The sequence below is a fragment of the Bradyrhizobium sp. CB1717 genome, assembly GCF_029714325.1.
GTDB lineage: Bacteria > Pseudomonadota > Alphaproteobacteria > Rhizobiales > Xanthobacteraceae > Bradyrhizobium.
On sequence record NZ_CP121666.1, the window covers coordinates 5,890,540 to 5,902,867 of the forward strand.

At 64.7% G+C, this 12,328-nt stretch carries 12 protein-coding genes; 2 read left to right on the plus strand and 10 right to left on the minus strand.

Annotated features, from left to right (window positions below; all coding sequences use genetic code 11):
• Window positions 1–12: 12 nt before the first annotated feature.
• Together QA649_RS28125 and QA649_RS28130 are read left to right on the plus strand one after the other, a co-directional pair.
• On the plus strand, window positions 13–1,224 hold the full coding sequence (locus QA649_RS28125) for an acyl-CoA dehydrogenase family protein (protein WP_283020044.1): 1,212 nt from the start codon (window positions 13–15) through the stop codon (window positions 1,222–1,224).
• A gap of 59 nt (window positions 1,225–1,283) precedes the next feature.
• The gene (locus QA649_RS28130) at window positions 1,284–2,606 is read left to right on the plus strand and encodes an epoxide hydrolase family protein (protein ID WP_283020045.1); all 1,323 of its coding nucleotides are present in this window, start codon (window positions 1,284–1,286) and stop codon (window positions 2,604–2,606) included.
• 776 nt (window positions 2,607–3,382) lie between these two features.
• Here the strand turns inward: QA649_RS28130 and QA649_RS28135 are convergent.
• From QA649_RS28135 to QA649_RS28180, 10 genes are all read right to left on the minus strand, one after another.
• Window positions 3,383–4,249, minus strand: coding sequence for an HlyD family secretion protein (locus QA649_RS28135; protein WP_283020046.1), 867 nt, complete (start codon window positions 4,247–4,249; stop codon window positions 3,383–3,385).
• Window positions 4,246–4,452, minus strand: coding sequence for a DUF1656 domain-containing protein (locus QA649_RS28140; protein WP_283020047.1), 207 nt, complete (start codon window positions 4,450–4,452; stop codon window positions 4,246–4,248). The genes QA649_RS28135 and QA649_RS28140 overlap by 4 nt, the downstream gene beginning before the upstream one ends.
• On the minus strand, window positions 4,449–6,497 hold the full coding sequence (locus tag QA649_RS28145) for an FUSC family protein (protein WP_283020048.1): 2,049 nt from the start codon (window positions 6,495–6,497) through the stop codon (window positions 4,449–4,451). The genes QA649_RS28140 and QA649_RS28145 overlap by 4 nt, the downstream gene beginning before the upstream one ends.
• A 2-nt stretch (window positions 6,498–6,499) precedes the next feature.
• Complete coding sequence (locus tag QA649_RS28150; protein WP_283020049.1) at window positions 6,500–6,973, minus strand: MarR family transcriptional regulator; 474 nt, start codon at window positions 6,971–6,973, stop codon at window positions 6,500–6,502.
• Window positions 6,974–7,114: 141 nt separating this feature from the next.
• Window positions 7,115–8,023: an amino acid ABC transporter substrate-binding protein gene (locus tag QA649_RS28155; protein ID WP_283020050.1), complete on the minus strand. Its 909-nt coding sequence runs from the start codon at window positions 8,021–8,023 to the stop codon at window positions 7,115–7,117.
• A gap of 142 nt (window positions 8,024–8,165) precedes the next feature.
• A complete protein-coding gene (locus tag QA649_RS28160; protein ID WP_349254080.1) occupies window positions 8,166–9,380 on the minus strand; it encodes an amidohydrolase family protein in 1,215 nt (404 codons plus the stop codon).
• Window positions 9,335–9,598: a hypothetical protein gene (locus QA649_RS28165; protein WP_283020051.1), complete on the minus strand. Its 264-nt coding sequence runs from the start codon at window positions 9,596–9,598 to the stop codon at window positions 9,335–9,337. The genes QA649_RS28160 and QA649_RS28165 overlap by 46 nt, the downstream gene beginning before the upstream one ends.
• Before the next feature lie 16 nt (window positions 9,599–9,614).
• Window positions 9,615–10,640, minus strand: a complete 1,026-nt coding sequence (locus tag QA649_RS28170; RefSeq protein WP_283020052.1) for an ABC transporter substrate-binding protein — start codon at window positions 10,638–10,640, stop codon at window positions 9,615–9,617.
• A gap of 39 nt (window positions 10,641–10,679) precedes the next feature.
• Window positions 10,680–11,456: an ABC transporter permease gene (locus QA649_RS28175; protein WP_212339035.1), complete on the minus strand. Its 777-nt coding sequence runs from the start codon at window positions 11,454–11,456 to the stop codon at window positions 10,680–10,682.
• The gene (locus QA649_RS28180; RefSeq protein WP_283020053.1) at window positions 11,456–12,313 is read right to left on the minus strand and encodes an ABC transporter ATP-binding protein; all 858 of its coding nucleotides are present in this window, start codon (window positions 12,311–12,313) and stop codon (window positions 11,456–11,458) included. Before QA649_RS28180 ends, QA649_RS28175 begins: the two co-directional genes overlap by 1 nt.
• Window positions 12,314–12,328 lie beyond the last annotated feature (15 nt).

Consider the following 12,328-nt stretch of genomic DNA (forward strand, 5'->3'; position numbering starts at 1 on the left):
AGGAAACGAACGATGCTCTACCCGATGTCGCCCAAAGTCGTCGAGCTCAAGCGCAAGCTCGAGAGCTTCATGGACCGGCACATCTATCCGAACGAGGAGCGGTTCTATCGCGAAGCCGAAGAGCTCGGACCGTGGAAGGTCTATCCCGTCGTCGAGGAGCTGAAGCCGCTGGCGCGCGCCGAAGGTCTCTGGAATCTGTTCCTGCCGGAGTCCAGCCACGGCGCGGGTCTCACCAATCTCGAATATGCCCCGCTCTGCGAAGTGATGGGCCGCTCGCATCTTGCGCCCGAAGTGTTCAACTGCTCGGCGCCCGACACCGGCAACATGGAGGTGCTGGAGCGCTACGGCACGGAGAAGGACAAGGAGCGCTGGCTGAAGCCGCTGCTCGCGGGCGAGATCCGTTCCTGCTTCGCCATGACCGAGCCCGCCGTCGCATCATCGGACGCGACCAACATCGAGAGCTCGATCCTGCGCGACGGCGACCATTACGTCATCAACGGCCGCAAATGGTACACGACGAATGCGACCGATCCGCGCTGCAAGATCTGCATCTTCATGGGCAAGACCGATCCTGACAATCCGGATCGCCACAAGCAGCAATCCATGATCCTGGTGCCGATGGACACGCCGGGCATCGAGGTAAAGCGACCCCTGCCTGTGTTCGGCTTCTACGGCGTGCCGGATCGGGCCTCGGAAGTCGTCTTCACCAATGTGCGGGTGCCGAAGGAAAACATGCTGCTCGGCGAAGGCCGCGGCTTCGAGATCGCGCAGGGCCGCCTCGGCCCCGGCCGCATCCACCACTGCATGCGCCTGATCGGACTTGCCGAGCGCACGCTGGAGAAGATGTGCCGCCGCGTCCGCAGCCGCATCGCCTTCGGCAAGCCGGTCTCCGAGCAGACCGTGACGCAGGAGCGCATCGCGGAAGCCCGCATCATGATCGAGCAGGCTCGGTTGCTGACGTTGAACGCGGCTTACGCGATGGATACGGTCGGCAACAAGGTCGCGAAGAGCGAGATCGCGATGATCAAGGTCGCCGTGCCCAACATGGCCTGCCAGATCATCGACTGGGCGATCCAGGCCCATGGCGGCGGCGGCACCTCGAACGATTTCGGTTTGACGCAGGCTTATGCGACGGCGCGTTTGCTGCGCCTTGCCGACGGGCCGGACGAGGTCCACCGGAATCAGATCGCGCGATTCGAGCTGAAGAAATACTCGAATGTCTAAGCCGACGCCGGCGCGTCGGTACTAGTATAGGAGCACGCTTGTAGACAAGGAGGCCGGACATGACTGCAATCTCCTCCTCACCCACCCGGCGAAACCTCCTCGCAGGGTCAGCCGCAACTGGTGCCGTCAGCTTGCTTCCAATACATTTCGTCGCCGCACGCGCGCAATCGAAGCAAGGCGGGTCCCCGCTTGGTACGACCAAAGCCGACGCAATTCTTCCCTTCCGCGTCAATGTCCGGGGTGAAGACCTCGCTAATCTCCGCCGGCGCCTCGCGTCCACGCGCTGGCCCACCAAAGAGCTCGTTGAGGATCGGTCGCAAGGTGTGCAGCTGGCGACGCTGCGGGCGCTCGCCCGCTACTGGTCGACTGAGTACGACTGGCGCAAGTGCGAGGCACGGCTGAACGCGCTGCCACAGTTCACGACCGTGATCGACGGGGTGAAGATCCATTTCATCCACGTCAAGTCCCGGCATGAGAACGCGCTGCCGCTGATCATGACCCACGGCTGGCCTGGGTCGGTCGTCGAGCTCCTCGATACCGTCGGTCCCCTGACTGACCCGACCAAGTATGGTGGCACTCCCGACGATGCATTCCACCTGGTGCTGCCGTCCTTGCCTGGCTACGGCTTCTCGGGCGAGCCGACCGAACTCGGCTGGGACACCGCCCGCATCGCGCGTGCGTGGGCGGTGCTGATGGATCGCCTCGGCTACACGCGCTACGTCGCCCAGGGTGGCGACGTAGGAGCCGCGGTAACGGATGCGATGGGGCGCCAGGCACCCAAGGGACTTCTCGGCATCCACCTCAACTTGCTCGCGGGTGTGGCGGCAATGTCCGACAAGCTGCCCGCAGAATCCGAGAAGGAACGCGCAGCGCAGAAGGCGGCCGCGACGTTTAGGGCGAGTGGCTTTGGCTACTTCCTGGAGCAGTCGACGCGGCCACAGACGATCGGCTACGCCCTGCTGGACTCACCCCTCGGGCTCGCGAGCTGGATGCTCGACCATGACACGGACAGCTACTACAAGATTTCCCGAGCGTTCGTGGAGGGTAAGCCCGCGGGCAATCTCACCCGGGACAGCATCCTCGACAACATCACGCTGTACTGGCTGACGGGCACTGGGGCCTCGGCCGCACGGTGGTACTGGGAGGCCGGACAGGCCGCAGCCCGTGCGGCCGGCAAGTCTCCTCCGGCGGTTGCGGTTCCCGTGGGATTTACGACGTTCCCCGGCGAAATCTTTGCTGCGCCCCGAAGTTGGGTCGAGATTATGTACCCCGGCCTCGCCTACTTCAGCGAGGTCGAACGTGGCGGACATTTCGCCGCCTGGGAGGAGCCCACGCTGTTTTCAGATGAGGTACGCGCAGCCTTCAGATCATTACGCAAATAATAACGGACTCGAGGCTCGACGCCGACGCAGTTGAGCACGCGCGTCAGATTGTAGGTCAGCGCACACCGCGCCATCTCCGTGGCGACCTTCGGCGGCGTCTTGCACAGGAAGGGCTGGCCGCGCGTTATGAGTCCACGCCCTAGAGACGGCGCAGGGATCGGCGTCTAGTCGAAGCTTGGCGGCTCCTGGAAGGGCGCAGATACGTTCTGATTCGAAATCGCTTCGAGCATCGCTCCGAAAATGATGAACGGCAGATAGAACGCAAGCATGATCGTATTCCTCCTGATGTGACAACCTTGGCCTGCAGGGCCAGGTTCCTCAAATTGACGCTCGCCCGCCTCGGAACATTTTCGGCGCTTACCGAGCTACCGACGAAAACGAGTCACAGGCCGTATCAAGAACGCATCGCGTCAATCGCATGGGCGATCAGAACGGCTGCGCTTGCGGCAATGAGAAACACAAACAACCAGCTCACGTCCGCCTCCGATCCCGGAAGTGAACGCGTTCATCCGTGCACAGTCAAAAACCATCCGTCTGGAACCGCTATTCCGCGGCTCGCTGATGCTTCGCGGCAACAATTGCATCTGCTATCGGCGCTATCGGCAGAACGCCAACAGGAGCAACGCGCCGACGACACAGGCTGCTAGGACTAAAAACCAAAGGCCCATACAGTCCCCCGACTCAACACAGGCGAGTCAGGATTAGCCCCAGCATTTGGCATTGAAACGTTTGTCGCCGGTTTTCCCCAGGTCAAGCGCAATCATCTGCTCGCTGCGTTAGTCCAATACCTCCACCGTCGCGGAGCGGCCGGCGACCAGCGACACGTTGCCCGGAACATTGTCCAGCACGATCCGCACCGGCACGCGCTGCGCGAGGCGCACCCAGCTAAACGTCGGGTTGACGTTGGCGAGCATGCTCGCGCCTTCCGCGCGGTCACGGTCCTCGATTCCGGCGGCAATGCTCTCGACGTGACCGGTGAGCGTGGTCTTCTCGCCCATCAGGCGGACCTGCACCCTGTCGCCGACGCGGATGCGCGCGAGCTTCGTTTCCTCGAAATAGCCTTCGACATGCAGCGTGTCGGTGTCGACCAGTGCCATCACGCCCTTTCCGGCCGTGACATAGGCGCCGGGGCGCAGATCCATGTTGGTGATCACCCCGTTCACGGAAGCCCGAACCTCGCTGCGGTCGAGGTTAAGCTGCGCCACGGCGCGGTCGGCGACAGCTGCATCGAAGGTCGCCTTGGCCTGCAGCTGGGTGGCCAGCACCTGCTCCTGCTTCTGCTGCGAGACCGCGTCGGTCGTCAGCGTGCTGTAGCGCTTCAGATCGGCATTGGCCTGGTCGAGCGTGGCCTGATGACCGGCCACCGACGCATCGGCCTGGCGCAGCGCCAGCGCAAATCGCTCGCGGTCGATCCGGAACAGAACGTCGCCGCGACGGACCTTCTGGTTGTCCTTGACCAGCACCTCGGTGACGAAGCCGGAGACATCGGGGGCAACCTGGACCACATCGGCGCGCACGCGGCCGTCGCGGGTCCAGGGCGATTCCATGTAGTAGACCCAGAGCTCGCGGCCGACGACGAGCGCGGCTACGACGGCAAGGACGGTCAGCGCGATGCGACCGAACAAGGCAAGATTGCCCTTCATGTGAGGTACTCCGAGAGATAGACGACGCCGCCGAGAAGGCAGACGAAGATGGCGAAATCGAACAGCGCGCGGTGCCACACCAGCCGGTAGAGGTCGAAGCGCTGCATCAGCCGGCGCAGCAGCGCGCTGAGGACGTAGGCGATGATGATCCACAGCAGCAGCGCCGGCACGAGCACGCCATAGACGTCGATCACATATCTCATGCGGCAACACTTTCTGCGCGCGGCCGATAGGCCGGCGCGTCCGGGAACAGGCCGCGGCGGATGCCGACAAGGCCGATCAGGGCGTCCTCGCGCGCGCTGTCATTGGGATCCTTCACCGCCTGGGCCAGCGCCCGGTCGACGCTCGTCAGCAGCTTGGCCGACATGCCATTCCCCGCATAGCTGCGGCAGGCCATGGCGAGCTGGTCGAGCATGTCGTCGATGACGGCAATGGTGGACGCTGCAAGCCCGTAGCGGGCGCGACGCAGGTCGATGATGTTGATGCCGATGCGGAGCTGCACCAGGCCGTCGGCGTCGCGGCGGTCGCTCTCCGAGAGGAACGCGATGCGCTGCACCAGCAGCCCGAGCCGATGCAGCATGAGGCCGGCGAATTCCGCGCGGTCGCGCTTGCCGCGGCGTTCGGCGGCAACCGCGAGCGTCTTCCAGTTCGACAGCACCAGACGGTTGGCAATCCATTCGGCGCCCACCCCGCGCGCGATCCGCGTCACCAGCTCGGCAATCACGACGCCGACGAAGAAGGCGACGGCCGAGTTGGCAAAGGCCGCAAAATCCGCGCTGTAGGTCGATTGCAGCGCCAGCAGCGTCGCGGTGTTGGCCGCGAGCGCCATGCCGGCGCCCGCCGTCGCCGGCCGGCTGATCAGGAAGCCATAGAGCAGGAAGGTCGGCGCCAGCGCGACGATCAGGACCTCGACATGGGAGATCGCGGGCACCAGCGCGAACAGATAGACCGCGACCACCACGATGGCGACCAGCGACCACAGGCCGAAGCTGCGGATGAAGCGCGCCGGCTCGTCCTGCGCGGCGAAGAACGAGCAGGCGACCGCCGCCATCATCGGCGCCGATGCGCCGTCCGGCCAGCCGGTGCCGATCCAGAATGCGCAGCAGATCAGGATGGCGATGGCGGCGCCGGCCGCCGACCACAGCGCAAGGCCGCGATCCCTGTGGCGCACCGGCGCGGCGCCGGCCTCGGAATGGAACGCAAGATCGAGCGTCGAGACGTTGCGGTTGTCGGCGATCGCCTCGGTCAGTTCACGGCAGTCGCGCGAGAGGTCGACGAGTTCGCGCAGTCGCAACAGCAGGCTTGTGGTGATGATCCGTTCCCAGTCCGCGCTGTCATCGAGCACGGCCTGCTGCTCCGCGATCGCGGTGCGGATCCGCTCGGCCGGCTGCCGTGCGCCGACGTCGCTCACGATCCATTGTGCGAGGTCTTCCAGCAGCCGCTTCAGCTCGGGCTGCCGCCGCAGGGCTTCCTCGCCCAGTGCAGCCAGTCGATCTTCGATCGAGGCGATCACTGGCAGCAGCGTCAGCATCCGGAGCCGGATTTCGCCAAGGCCCGTCACCGCGTCGCGGTCCGTCAGCCGGTCATAGGCAAGATGGGTGGAGAGCGTGTCGATCTCGACGATGTCGGTCGCAAGCTTGAGGCGCTTACCACGGCGAAATTCGTCAGTACCCTCCCGCAATAGTACCGCCTGGCTGAGACGCCGCGCGTCCGCCAGCCAACTATCGACGCGGTGGGCCACGGCAGGAGCGACGCTGCGGGGAAACACGATGGTGGATACCAGGCTGGCACAGATGATGCCGAGCGAAATCTCCTCGAGCCTTGCCACCGCGGTATCGAAGATCGCACCGGGCTCGGACACCGAGGGGAAGCCGATCAGCGCCACCGTGTACCCCGCCAGCATGAAGACATAGCTGCGCGGCGTGCCGTCGAGCAGCGACAGATAGAGACAAAGCCCGACCCACAGCGCGATGGCGAGACAGAGCAGTTCCGGCGCGTCGATCAGGTTCGGCACCAGCGCCACCGTCATGACGGCGCCGACCAGCGTGCCCATCACGCGGAAGAAAGCTTTCGAGCTGGTTGCCCCCGCCAGCGGCTGCGAGGTGATGTAGACGGTCGCCATCGCCCAATAGGGCCGCGGCAGGTCCATCGCGAGCGCGATGACGAGCGCCAGCATCGACGCGGCGAACGTCTTCAAAGCAAAGATGAGGTCCGCGTGGCGGACCAGGAACGGCTTGTCTGCGCGCATGGCTATTTCGCCTCGGGACCAGTCTTGAAGTCTTGCAGGCGACTGGCCCGCTGTTCGATGCGCTGAAGAGTCTCGAAGGTTATCGCAAGTTCCTCGGGCCCGATATCCTTCAGGAGGCTGGCCCGCACCCGGCGCAGCACCCGGTTGGTCTCCTCGACCTTGACCGCGCCCGCTCTCGTCAAATGTAGCGTTTTGGCACGACGGTCGGTGGGATCTTCCCGGCGCTCGACCAGACCCTCGGCCTGGAGCAGGTCGATCAGGCGCACCAGCGACGGCCCCTCGATGCCGAGCTCATCCGCGAGCGCGCCTTGCCGGACATGCTCGCCCTGGCGCGACAGCACCAGAAGCGGAATCGCAGTCGCATAGGACAGGCCGTGCTCGGACAGCGCTGAATCCGACTCGCGCCGCCACATCCGCCCCAATCGCGCGATCAATCTGCCGATCTCGGCGTAGATGTGAGCCTGCGACGGAGCCATCCAAATTAGATAGGATGCTATCTAATAATTCGCAATCATGAGCCGATCACGAAATGGCGACCGACTCTCGGCAGCTTCTGGCGGAGTTCCTGAACGCCGGCGTGCCGTCCGAGCGACACGCCGCGCGCGATCGCCCTCGCCTCACTTCACCAGGTACACGTCCGGATCGGCGCTCGAGCTCGGAGTCTTGAAGGCGTTGCGCAGGGCCGGCGACATCGGGACGTTGTAGTTGAGCCCGTTCGGCGGCGTCGGAGACTCCAGCCACTTCCGATAGAGCACCTCGATCTCCGGGCTTGCGTAGAGCTCGGCCGTGGCGCGATCGGCCAGCGTCTTGAACGGCGCGTCCTCCCGCCGCAGCATGATCCCGAAGGGCTCGGCCTTCGCAAAGGTCTCCTCGCTGATCATGAACAGGGCCGGCTCCTTCGAGCGCGCAATGGCGACCGCGAGCTGGACGTCGTCGAGCGCGTAAGCCTGGGCCCGGTCGGTCTCCAGCAGCAGGAAGGCCTCGGCCTGGTCCACGGCCGGCATGATCCTGATGCCGAGATTGCGCTCGGTATTGACCTTCGCAAGCTGGTTCAGGTTGACCGATCCGGCCACGGCCGTCACGGCCTTGCCCTTGAGATCGTCGATGGTGTTGATCTTGGCAGCCTTCTTGGCGGCGAAGCGCGTCGCGCTGAGGAAGTGCGTATTGGTGAAAGCCACCTGCTTCTGGCGATCGGCGTTGTTGGTGGTCGCCGAGCAATGCAGGTCGAGCGTGCCGTTGACCATCAGCGGGATGCGGTTCGACGACGTCACCGCGAGGGTCTCGACGGAAATGTCGGGCATGCCGAGCTGCTTCTTCACGGCATCGACGATCCTGAGGCAGATGTCCATGGCAAAGCCGACCGGCTTCTGGTTGCCATCGAGATAACTGAACGGGACCGAGGCCTCCTGATAGCCCAGCGTGATCTTTTTGGTCTCCTTCACCTTCTGGAGCGTACCCGTGAGGTCTTCGGCTGAAGCCGCGCCGGCAAGACATGTCACGGCCAGAAGAATGATGGGAAGACGCATCGGAGGGCTCCTCAAAGGGGTCATCGACCGGTGTCGAGACGCAATCGCCGAGCTGATAGCGCATCAATGCAGCGGGCGCCAGACGAGGCAGGGTCTACCAGCTATCGCCTTTTTATATGCATCCCGGTCGAGGACAGTCGCCTCATTGGCAGGTCAGCTGCTGCTCGAACCAGCCGCCTAGCCGTTCCGAAAGCTGAGGCCATAGCCGCCGGAAGCTTTCGAGCTTGCCGACATTGGCGCGGTACATGCCCTGCAACTCCTGGTCAATGGCCGGCAGGTCAACGCCTACGCAGGCCCCGTCCCGCGCGATCGTCTTGCCGGCGACGACGACCTCCTTCACCAGGGACGCATTGCCGCGCGCGAACAGCAGCGCCATGGGATCGACCGGCATAATCTTGTCGCGGTCGAGCCGGTCGAGATCGATCACGACGTAGTCGGCCGGGTTGCCGGCGACGAGCTCCCCGCTCCCGGGGGCGCTCGTTGCGCGGCGTCCGTTGCGGATGGCGAGCGAAAACATCTCGGCCGGCGTCCACGTCGCCTTGAAGCCGAGGCCGCCGTGGACCATCTGCACCAGCCGCATCTCGCGCAGGACGTCGTCGTCCTCGTCCAGCGCCAGCCCGTCGACGCCGACAGCGATGGCGCAGCCGCATCTGTGCGCCGCCGCGATCGGGGCAAGGCCCGAGCGCAGGTGCATGTTCGAGCTGAAATTCGTGACGATGCGCGCGCCCGAAGCCGCGATCATCTCGAGCTCATCAGGGCGGGCGTGGATGCAATGCGCCAGCGTCAGCCGCTCCGAGAGGAAGCCGATGTCACGGAGCCAGCGCACCATGTCCGGAAAGCTCTGGTCGGCCCAGGCGCGCTGGTACACGGTTTCCAGGAGATGCATGTGGATGCGCCGGCCGGTCCGCGCGGAGTTCTCCGCTACCGCTTCCAGCAGCGGCTTCGAGCACCATTGCACGCCGGCGGGCCCGAGCTGCACATCCACCATCGGCCCTGCGATGGCCGCGGCGATCGCATCGGTCAGCTCGATATACGCCTTGGGCGACATCGGCGCGCGGATGAAGAGATCTTCGATGGTCTTGCGATCATCCTTGTGAAGTCCCGAAAGCACCGGCTCGGCATCACCGTAGACGATCGGATTCTGGTCACGCACGGCCAGCGCAAACGCGATGCGGATACCGACGTCGGATGCAGCCTTCGAAATGGCCTTGGCCTCGTCCACCAAGGGCATCGTCCCGCTCGGACGGGTGTAGTGCACCATCATGGCCGCGCAGCCGGCCCTGGCCGAACGGGCCAGCGCGGACGCCGCAGTCAGATAAGGATCGACCGGCGTGCCGAGCGCAGTCCGCAGGTCCAGCTTTCCAGCGGCATGCCGACCGCACCGAAGGACGACGCCGTGGCACGGGCGTGGTCATGGGCGTTGACGAAGGCGGGAATGACGAAAGAGCGCGGCGCCGGCCCCGCTCCTTCCGAAATATCGGTGATGACACCGCCATCGTGCCGCAGCACGACATTGTCGCTGACGCCGCGGTCAGGGCCACGGAACAGGCTGGTTGCCGAGATCTCCGTGGCCATGACCGTCTCTCCAAATTCAGTTGGCAGTATACACCAGTTCCCGCTCCGCGCGCGGCGGCAGGAATTCGCGCGAGAACACCTCGGCCGGCGTCGGCGCGCGGGCGAGCTGATAGCCCTCGACCACGATGCCGATGGCGCGGGTCATGCGGTCGTCCTTGATGTCGCCGATACCGATCTCTTTCATCTCCGGCGAGACGATCAGCTTGTCGAAGGAATATTGCAGCCGGCGCTTCTCGACGGCGACGTCGATCAGATTGTCGTAGTTCAGCGCGGCCTTCATGCCGGCGTTCTGGTCCTTGGCGACCGCGATCGCGCCCTTGTTGATGGCACGCACGAGGCCGGCCACCGCCTTCGGGTTGGATGCGATCAGCTTCTTCGAGACCATCACGCCGTTGGAGTAGAGGTCGAGGCCGTACTCACCGAACGAGAACCATTTGAAATCCTTGTCCGGGTCCTGGCGGTTAAGCACCAGGTTGAAATAGCTGGTGATGTTGAAGACGAGCGCGGCGTCGATGTCGCCCTTGATCAGCATCGGCTCCTGCAGGTTCGGCGCCATGTTGGAAATCTTGATCTTCTCGCCGTCGAGCCCGTTCTTGCGCGTGAACACCGGCAGGAGCCGCGTCGTCGGCGTGCCCTGCGCGCCGCCGAGGGTGTGGCCCTCGAAGTCCTTGATGGAGTTGATGCCGCTGGTCTTCTTGGCGACGATCGCAAACGGCGGCTGGTTCCACATCATGTAGACCATGACGGGCGCCTCCTGCGGCTTGGTCGAGGCGTTCTGGATGATGGCGTTGACGTCGCCGAAGCCGGCATCGTAGGCACCGGACATCACGCGCGTGACGGTGGCGCCGGAGCCTTCGCCCTGGTCGATGACGACGTTGAGGCCTTCCTCCTTGAAGTAGCCGTTGTCCTTGGCATAGAAGAACGCGGCGTCGCTGCCTTGCGTCTTCCAGCCCAGCGTGAACTTGATCGTGGTGTCCTCGGCCGTGGCAGCGCCCGCGGACAGGGCCAAGCCCAACAGGGCGACAGTTACTTTTCTCAACATCGAGACCTCCTCAGCTTCGTCGCGTGACGGTTCAAGATTTCAGGTGGCGATCACGTCGTTCTTGCGCGTCGCCCAGCCGGTGACCTGCCCTTCGATCAGCGAGAACACGACGTAGAGCGCGACGCCGAGGCCGGCGAGCACGAACAAGCCGGCGAACACCAGCGGCACGTTGAAATTGGATGACGCGGTCATCATGACGTTGCCGATGCCGCGGTTGGAGGCGACCGTCTCCGACAGCACGGCGCCGACGAAGGCATAGGAGATCGCGACCTTCAGCGAGGCGAAGAAGAACGGCATGGTCCGGGGCAGACCGACATTCCAGAGGATGTCGAGCTTGCTGGCGCCGAGCGCCTTCAGCACGTCCTCGAGCTCGGGTTCGGTGGTAGCAAGGCCCGTGGCGATATTGACGACGATCGGGAAGAAGCAGATCGACAGCGCCGTCAGCACCGCCGGCACCGTGCCGGAGCCGAACCACAGCACGAAGATCGGCACCACCGCGACCTTGGGGATCGAGGAGAAGCCGATCAGCAGCGGGTAGCAGGTGTCGTAGGCTGTCTTGGAGACGCCGATGATGGCGCCAAGGGCGACGCCGAGCGCGACGCCAAGCACGAAGCCGAACATCGTGGTGGCGAGCGTCTGCACGATGTGCGGCCACAGCACCGGAAAACGCTGGACCAGGGTCACGAACACCTGCGAGGGCCGCGGCAGCACCAGGTCCGACATGCCCGTCATCAGGCAGAACAGCTCCCAGGCGACGAAGAACAGCACGATCAGTCCCGCCGACCACGCTTTCTGCCTGATATCGATTCCGAACATCAGCCTGCTCCCTGCCCGGCCGCGCTGCGCGCATCCTCGATGAAAGTGCGCAGCTTCTGGTTCAGCGCGACGAAATCCGGCTCGAAGGTCATCGCGACGGTGCGCGGGCGCGCGAAGTCGACGCGGCTGTCGTCGAGGATGCGGCCCGGGCGCGCGCTCATCACGCAGATGCGGCTGGCGAGAAAACCGGCCTCGCGCAGATCGTGGGTGACCAGCAGCACAGTCGGCTTGTGCGTCATCCAGAGGTTCTGGAGGATCGCCCACAGCTCCTCGCGCGTGAACTGGTCGAGCGCGCCGAAGGGTTCGTCCAGCAGCAGCATGCGCGGCTCGTGGATCAGCGCGCGGCAGAGATTGGCGCGCTGGAGCATGCCGCCGGAGAGCTGCCAGGGATAACGATTGCCAAAACCCTCGAGGCCGACCTGCTCCAGCAGCGCATTCGCCTTGTCGCGAAACTCGGTCTTGCGCAGCCTGCGGAAGTTGGAACGGAACGGCTCGACGATCTTCAGCGGCAGCATGATGTTCCGCTCGATCGTCATCCACGGCAGCATGGTCGGGTTCTGGAAGGCCATGCCGACCCGCATCGCCCGCGCCGCAACCTCGCGGCCGCCGACGATGACGACGCCACTGGTCGGCTGCACCAGGCCAGAGACGAGGCGCAGAATGGTCGATTTGCCGCATCCGGACGGGCCGACCAGTGCGACAAACTCGCCGTCGGCGATCCTCAGACTGGTCTTCGACAGCGCGGGCACGGCGCGGTCGCCCCGTCCAAAGGTCACGGACGCCTCGGACAGCTCGATGGCGGTCGCGGCGGCGCCTTCGGGAACGGGCCGGCCGTCAAACTGGATGTTGGGTTGCATGCGCATCACAGCAAA

Excerpts from the sequence above, each read along its gene's own strand:
- QA649_RS28130 (WP_283020045.1), top strand. The coding sequence starts at position 1,284 with ATGACTGCAATCTCCTCCTCACCCACCCGGCGAAACCTCCTCGCAGGG.
- QA649_RS28145 (WP_283020048.1), bottom strand. The coding sequence starts at position 6,497 with ATGCGCGCAGACAAGCCGTTCCTGGTCCGCCACGCGGACCTCATCTTT.
- QA649_RS28125 (WP_283020044.1), top strand. The coding sequence starts at position 13 with ATGCTCTACCCGATGTCGCCCAAAGTCGTCGAGCTCAAGCGCAAGCTC.
- QA649_RS28170 (WP_283020052.1), bottom strand. The coding sequence starts at position 10,640 with ATGTTGAGAAAAGTAACTGTCGCCCTGTTGGGCTTGGCCCTGTCCGCG.
- QA649_RS28155 (WP_283020050.1), bottom strand. The coding sequence starts at position 8,023 with ATGCGTCTTCCCATCATTCTTCTGGCCGTGACATGTCTTGCCGGCGCG.
- QA649_RS28135 (WP_283020046.1), bottom strand. The coding sequence starts at position 4,249 with ATGAAGGGCAATCTTGCCTTGTTCGGTCGCATCGCGCTGACCGTCCTT.
- QA649_RS28150 (WP_283020049.1), bottom strand. The coding sequence starts at position 6,973 with ATGGCTCCGTCGCAGGCTCACATCTACGCCGAGATCGGCAGATTGATC.
- QA649_RS28140 (WP_283020047.1), bottom strand. The coding sequence starts at position 4,452 with ATGAGATATGTGATCGACGTCTATGGCGTGCTCGTGCCGGCGCTGCTG.
- QA649_RS28180 (WP_283020053.1), bottom strand. The coding sequence starts at position 12,313 with ATGCAACCCAACATCCAGTTTGACGGCCGGCCCGTTCCCGAAGGCGCC.
- QA649_RS28165 (WP_283020051.1), bottom strand. The coding sequence starts at position 9,598 with ATGGCCACGGAGATCTCGGCAACCAGCCTGTTCCGTGGCCCTGACCGC.
- QA649_RS28175 (WP_212339035.1), bottom strand. The coding sequence starts at position 11,456 with ATGTTCGGAATCGATATCAGGCAGAAAGCGTGGTCGGCGGGACTGATC.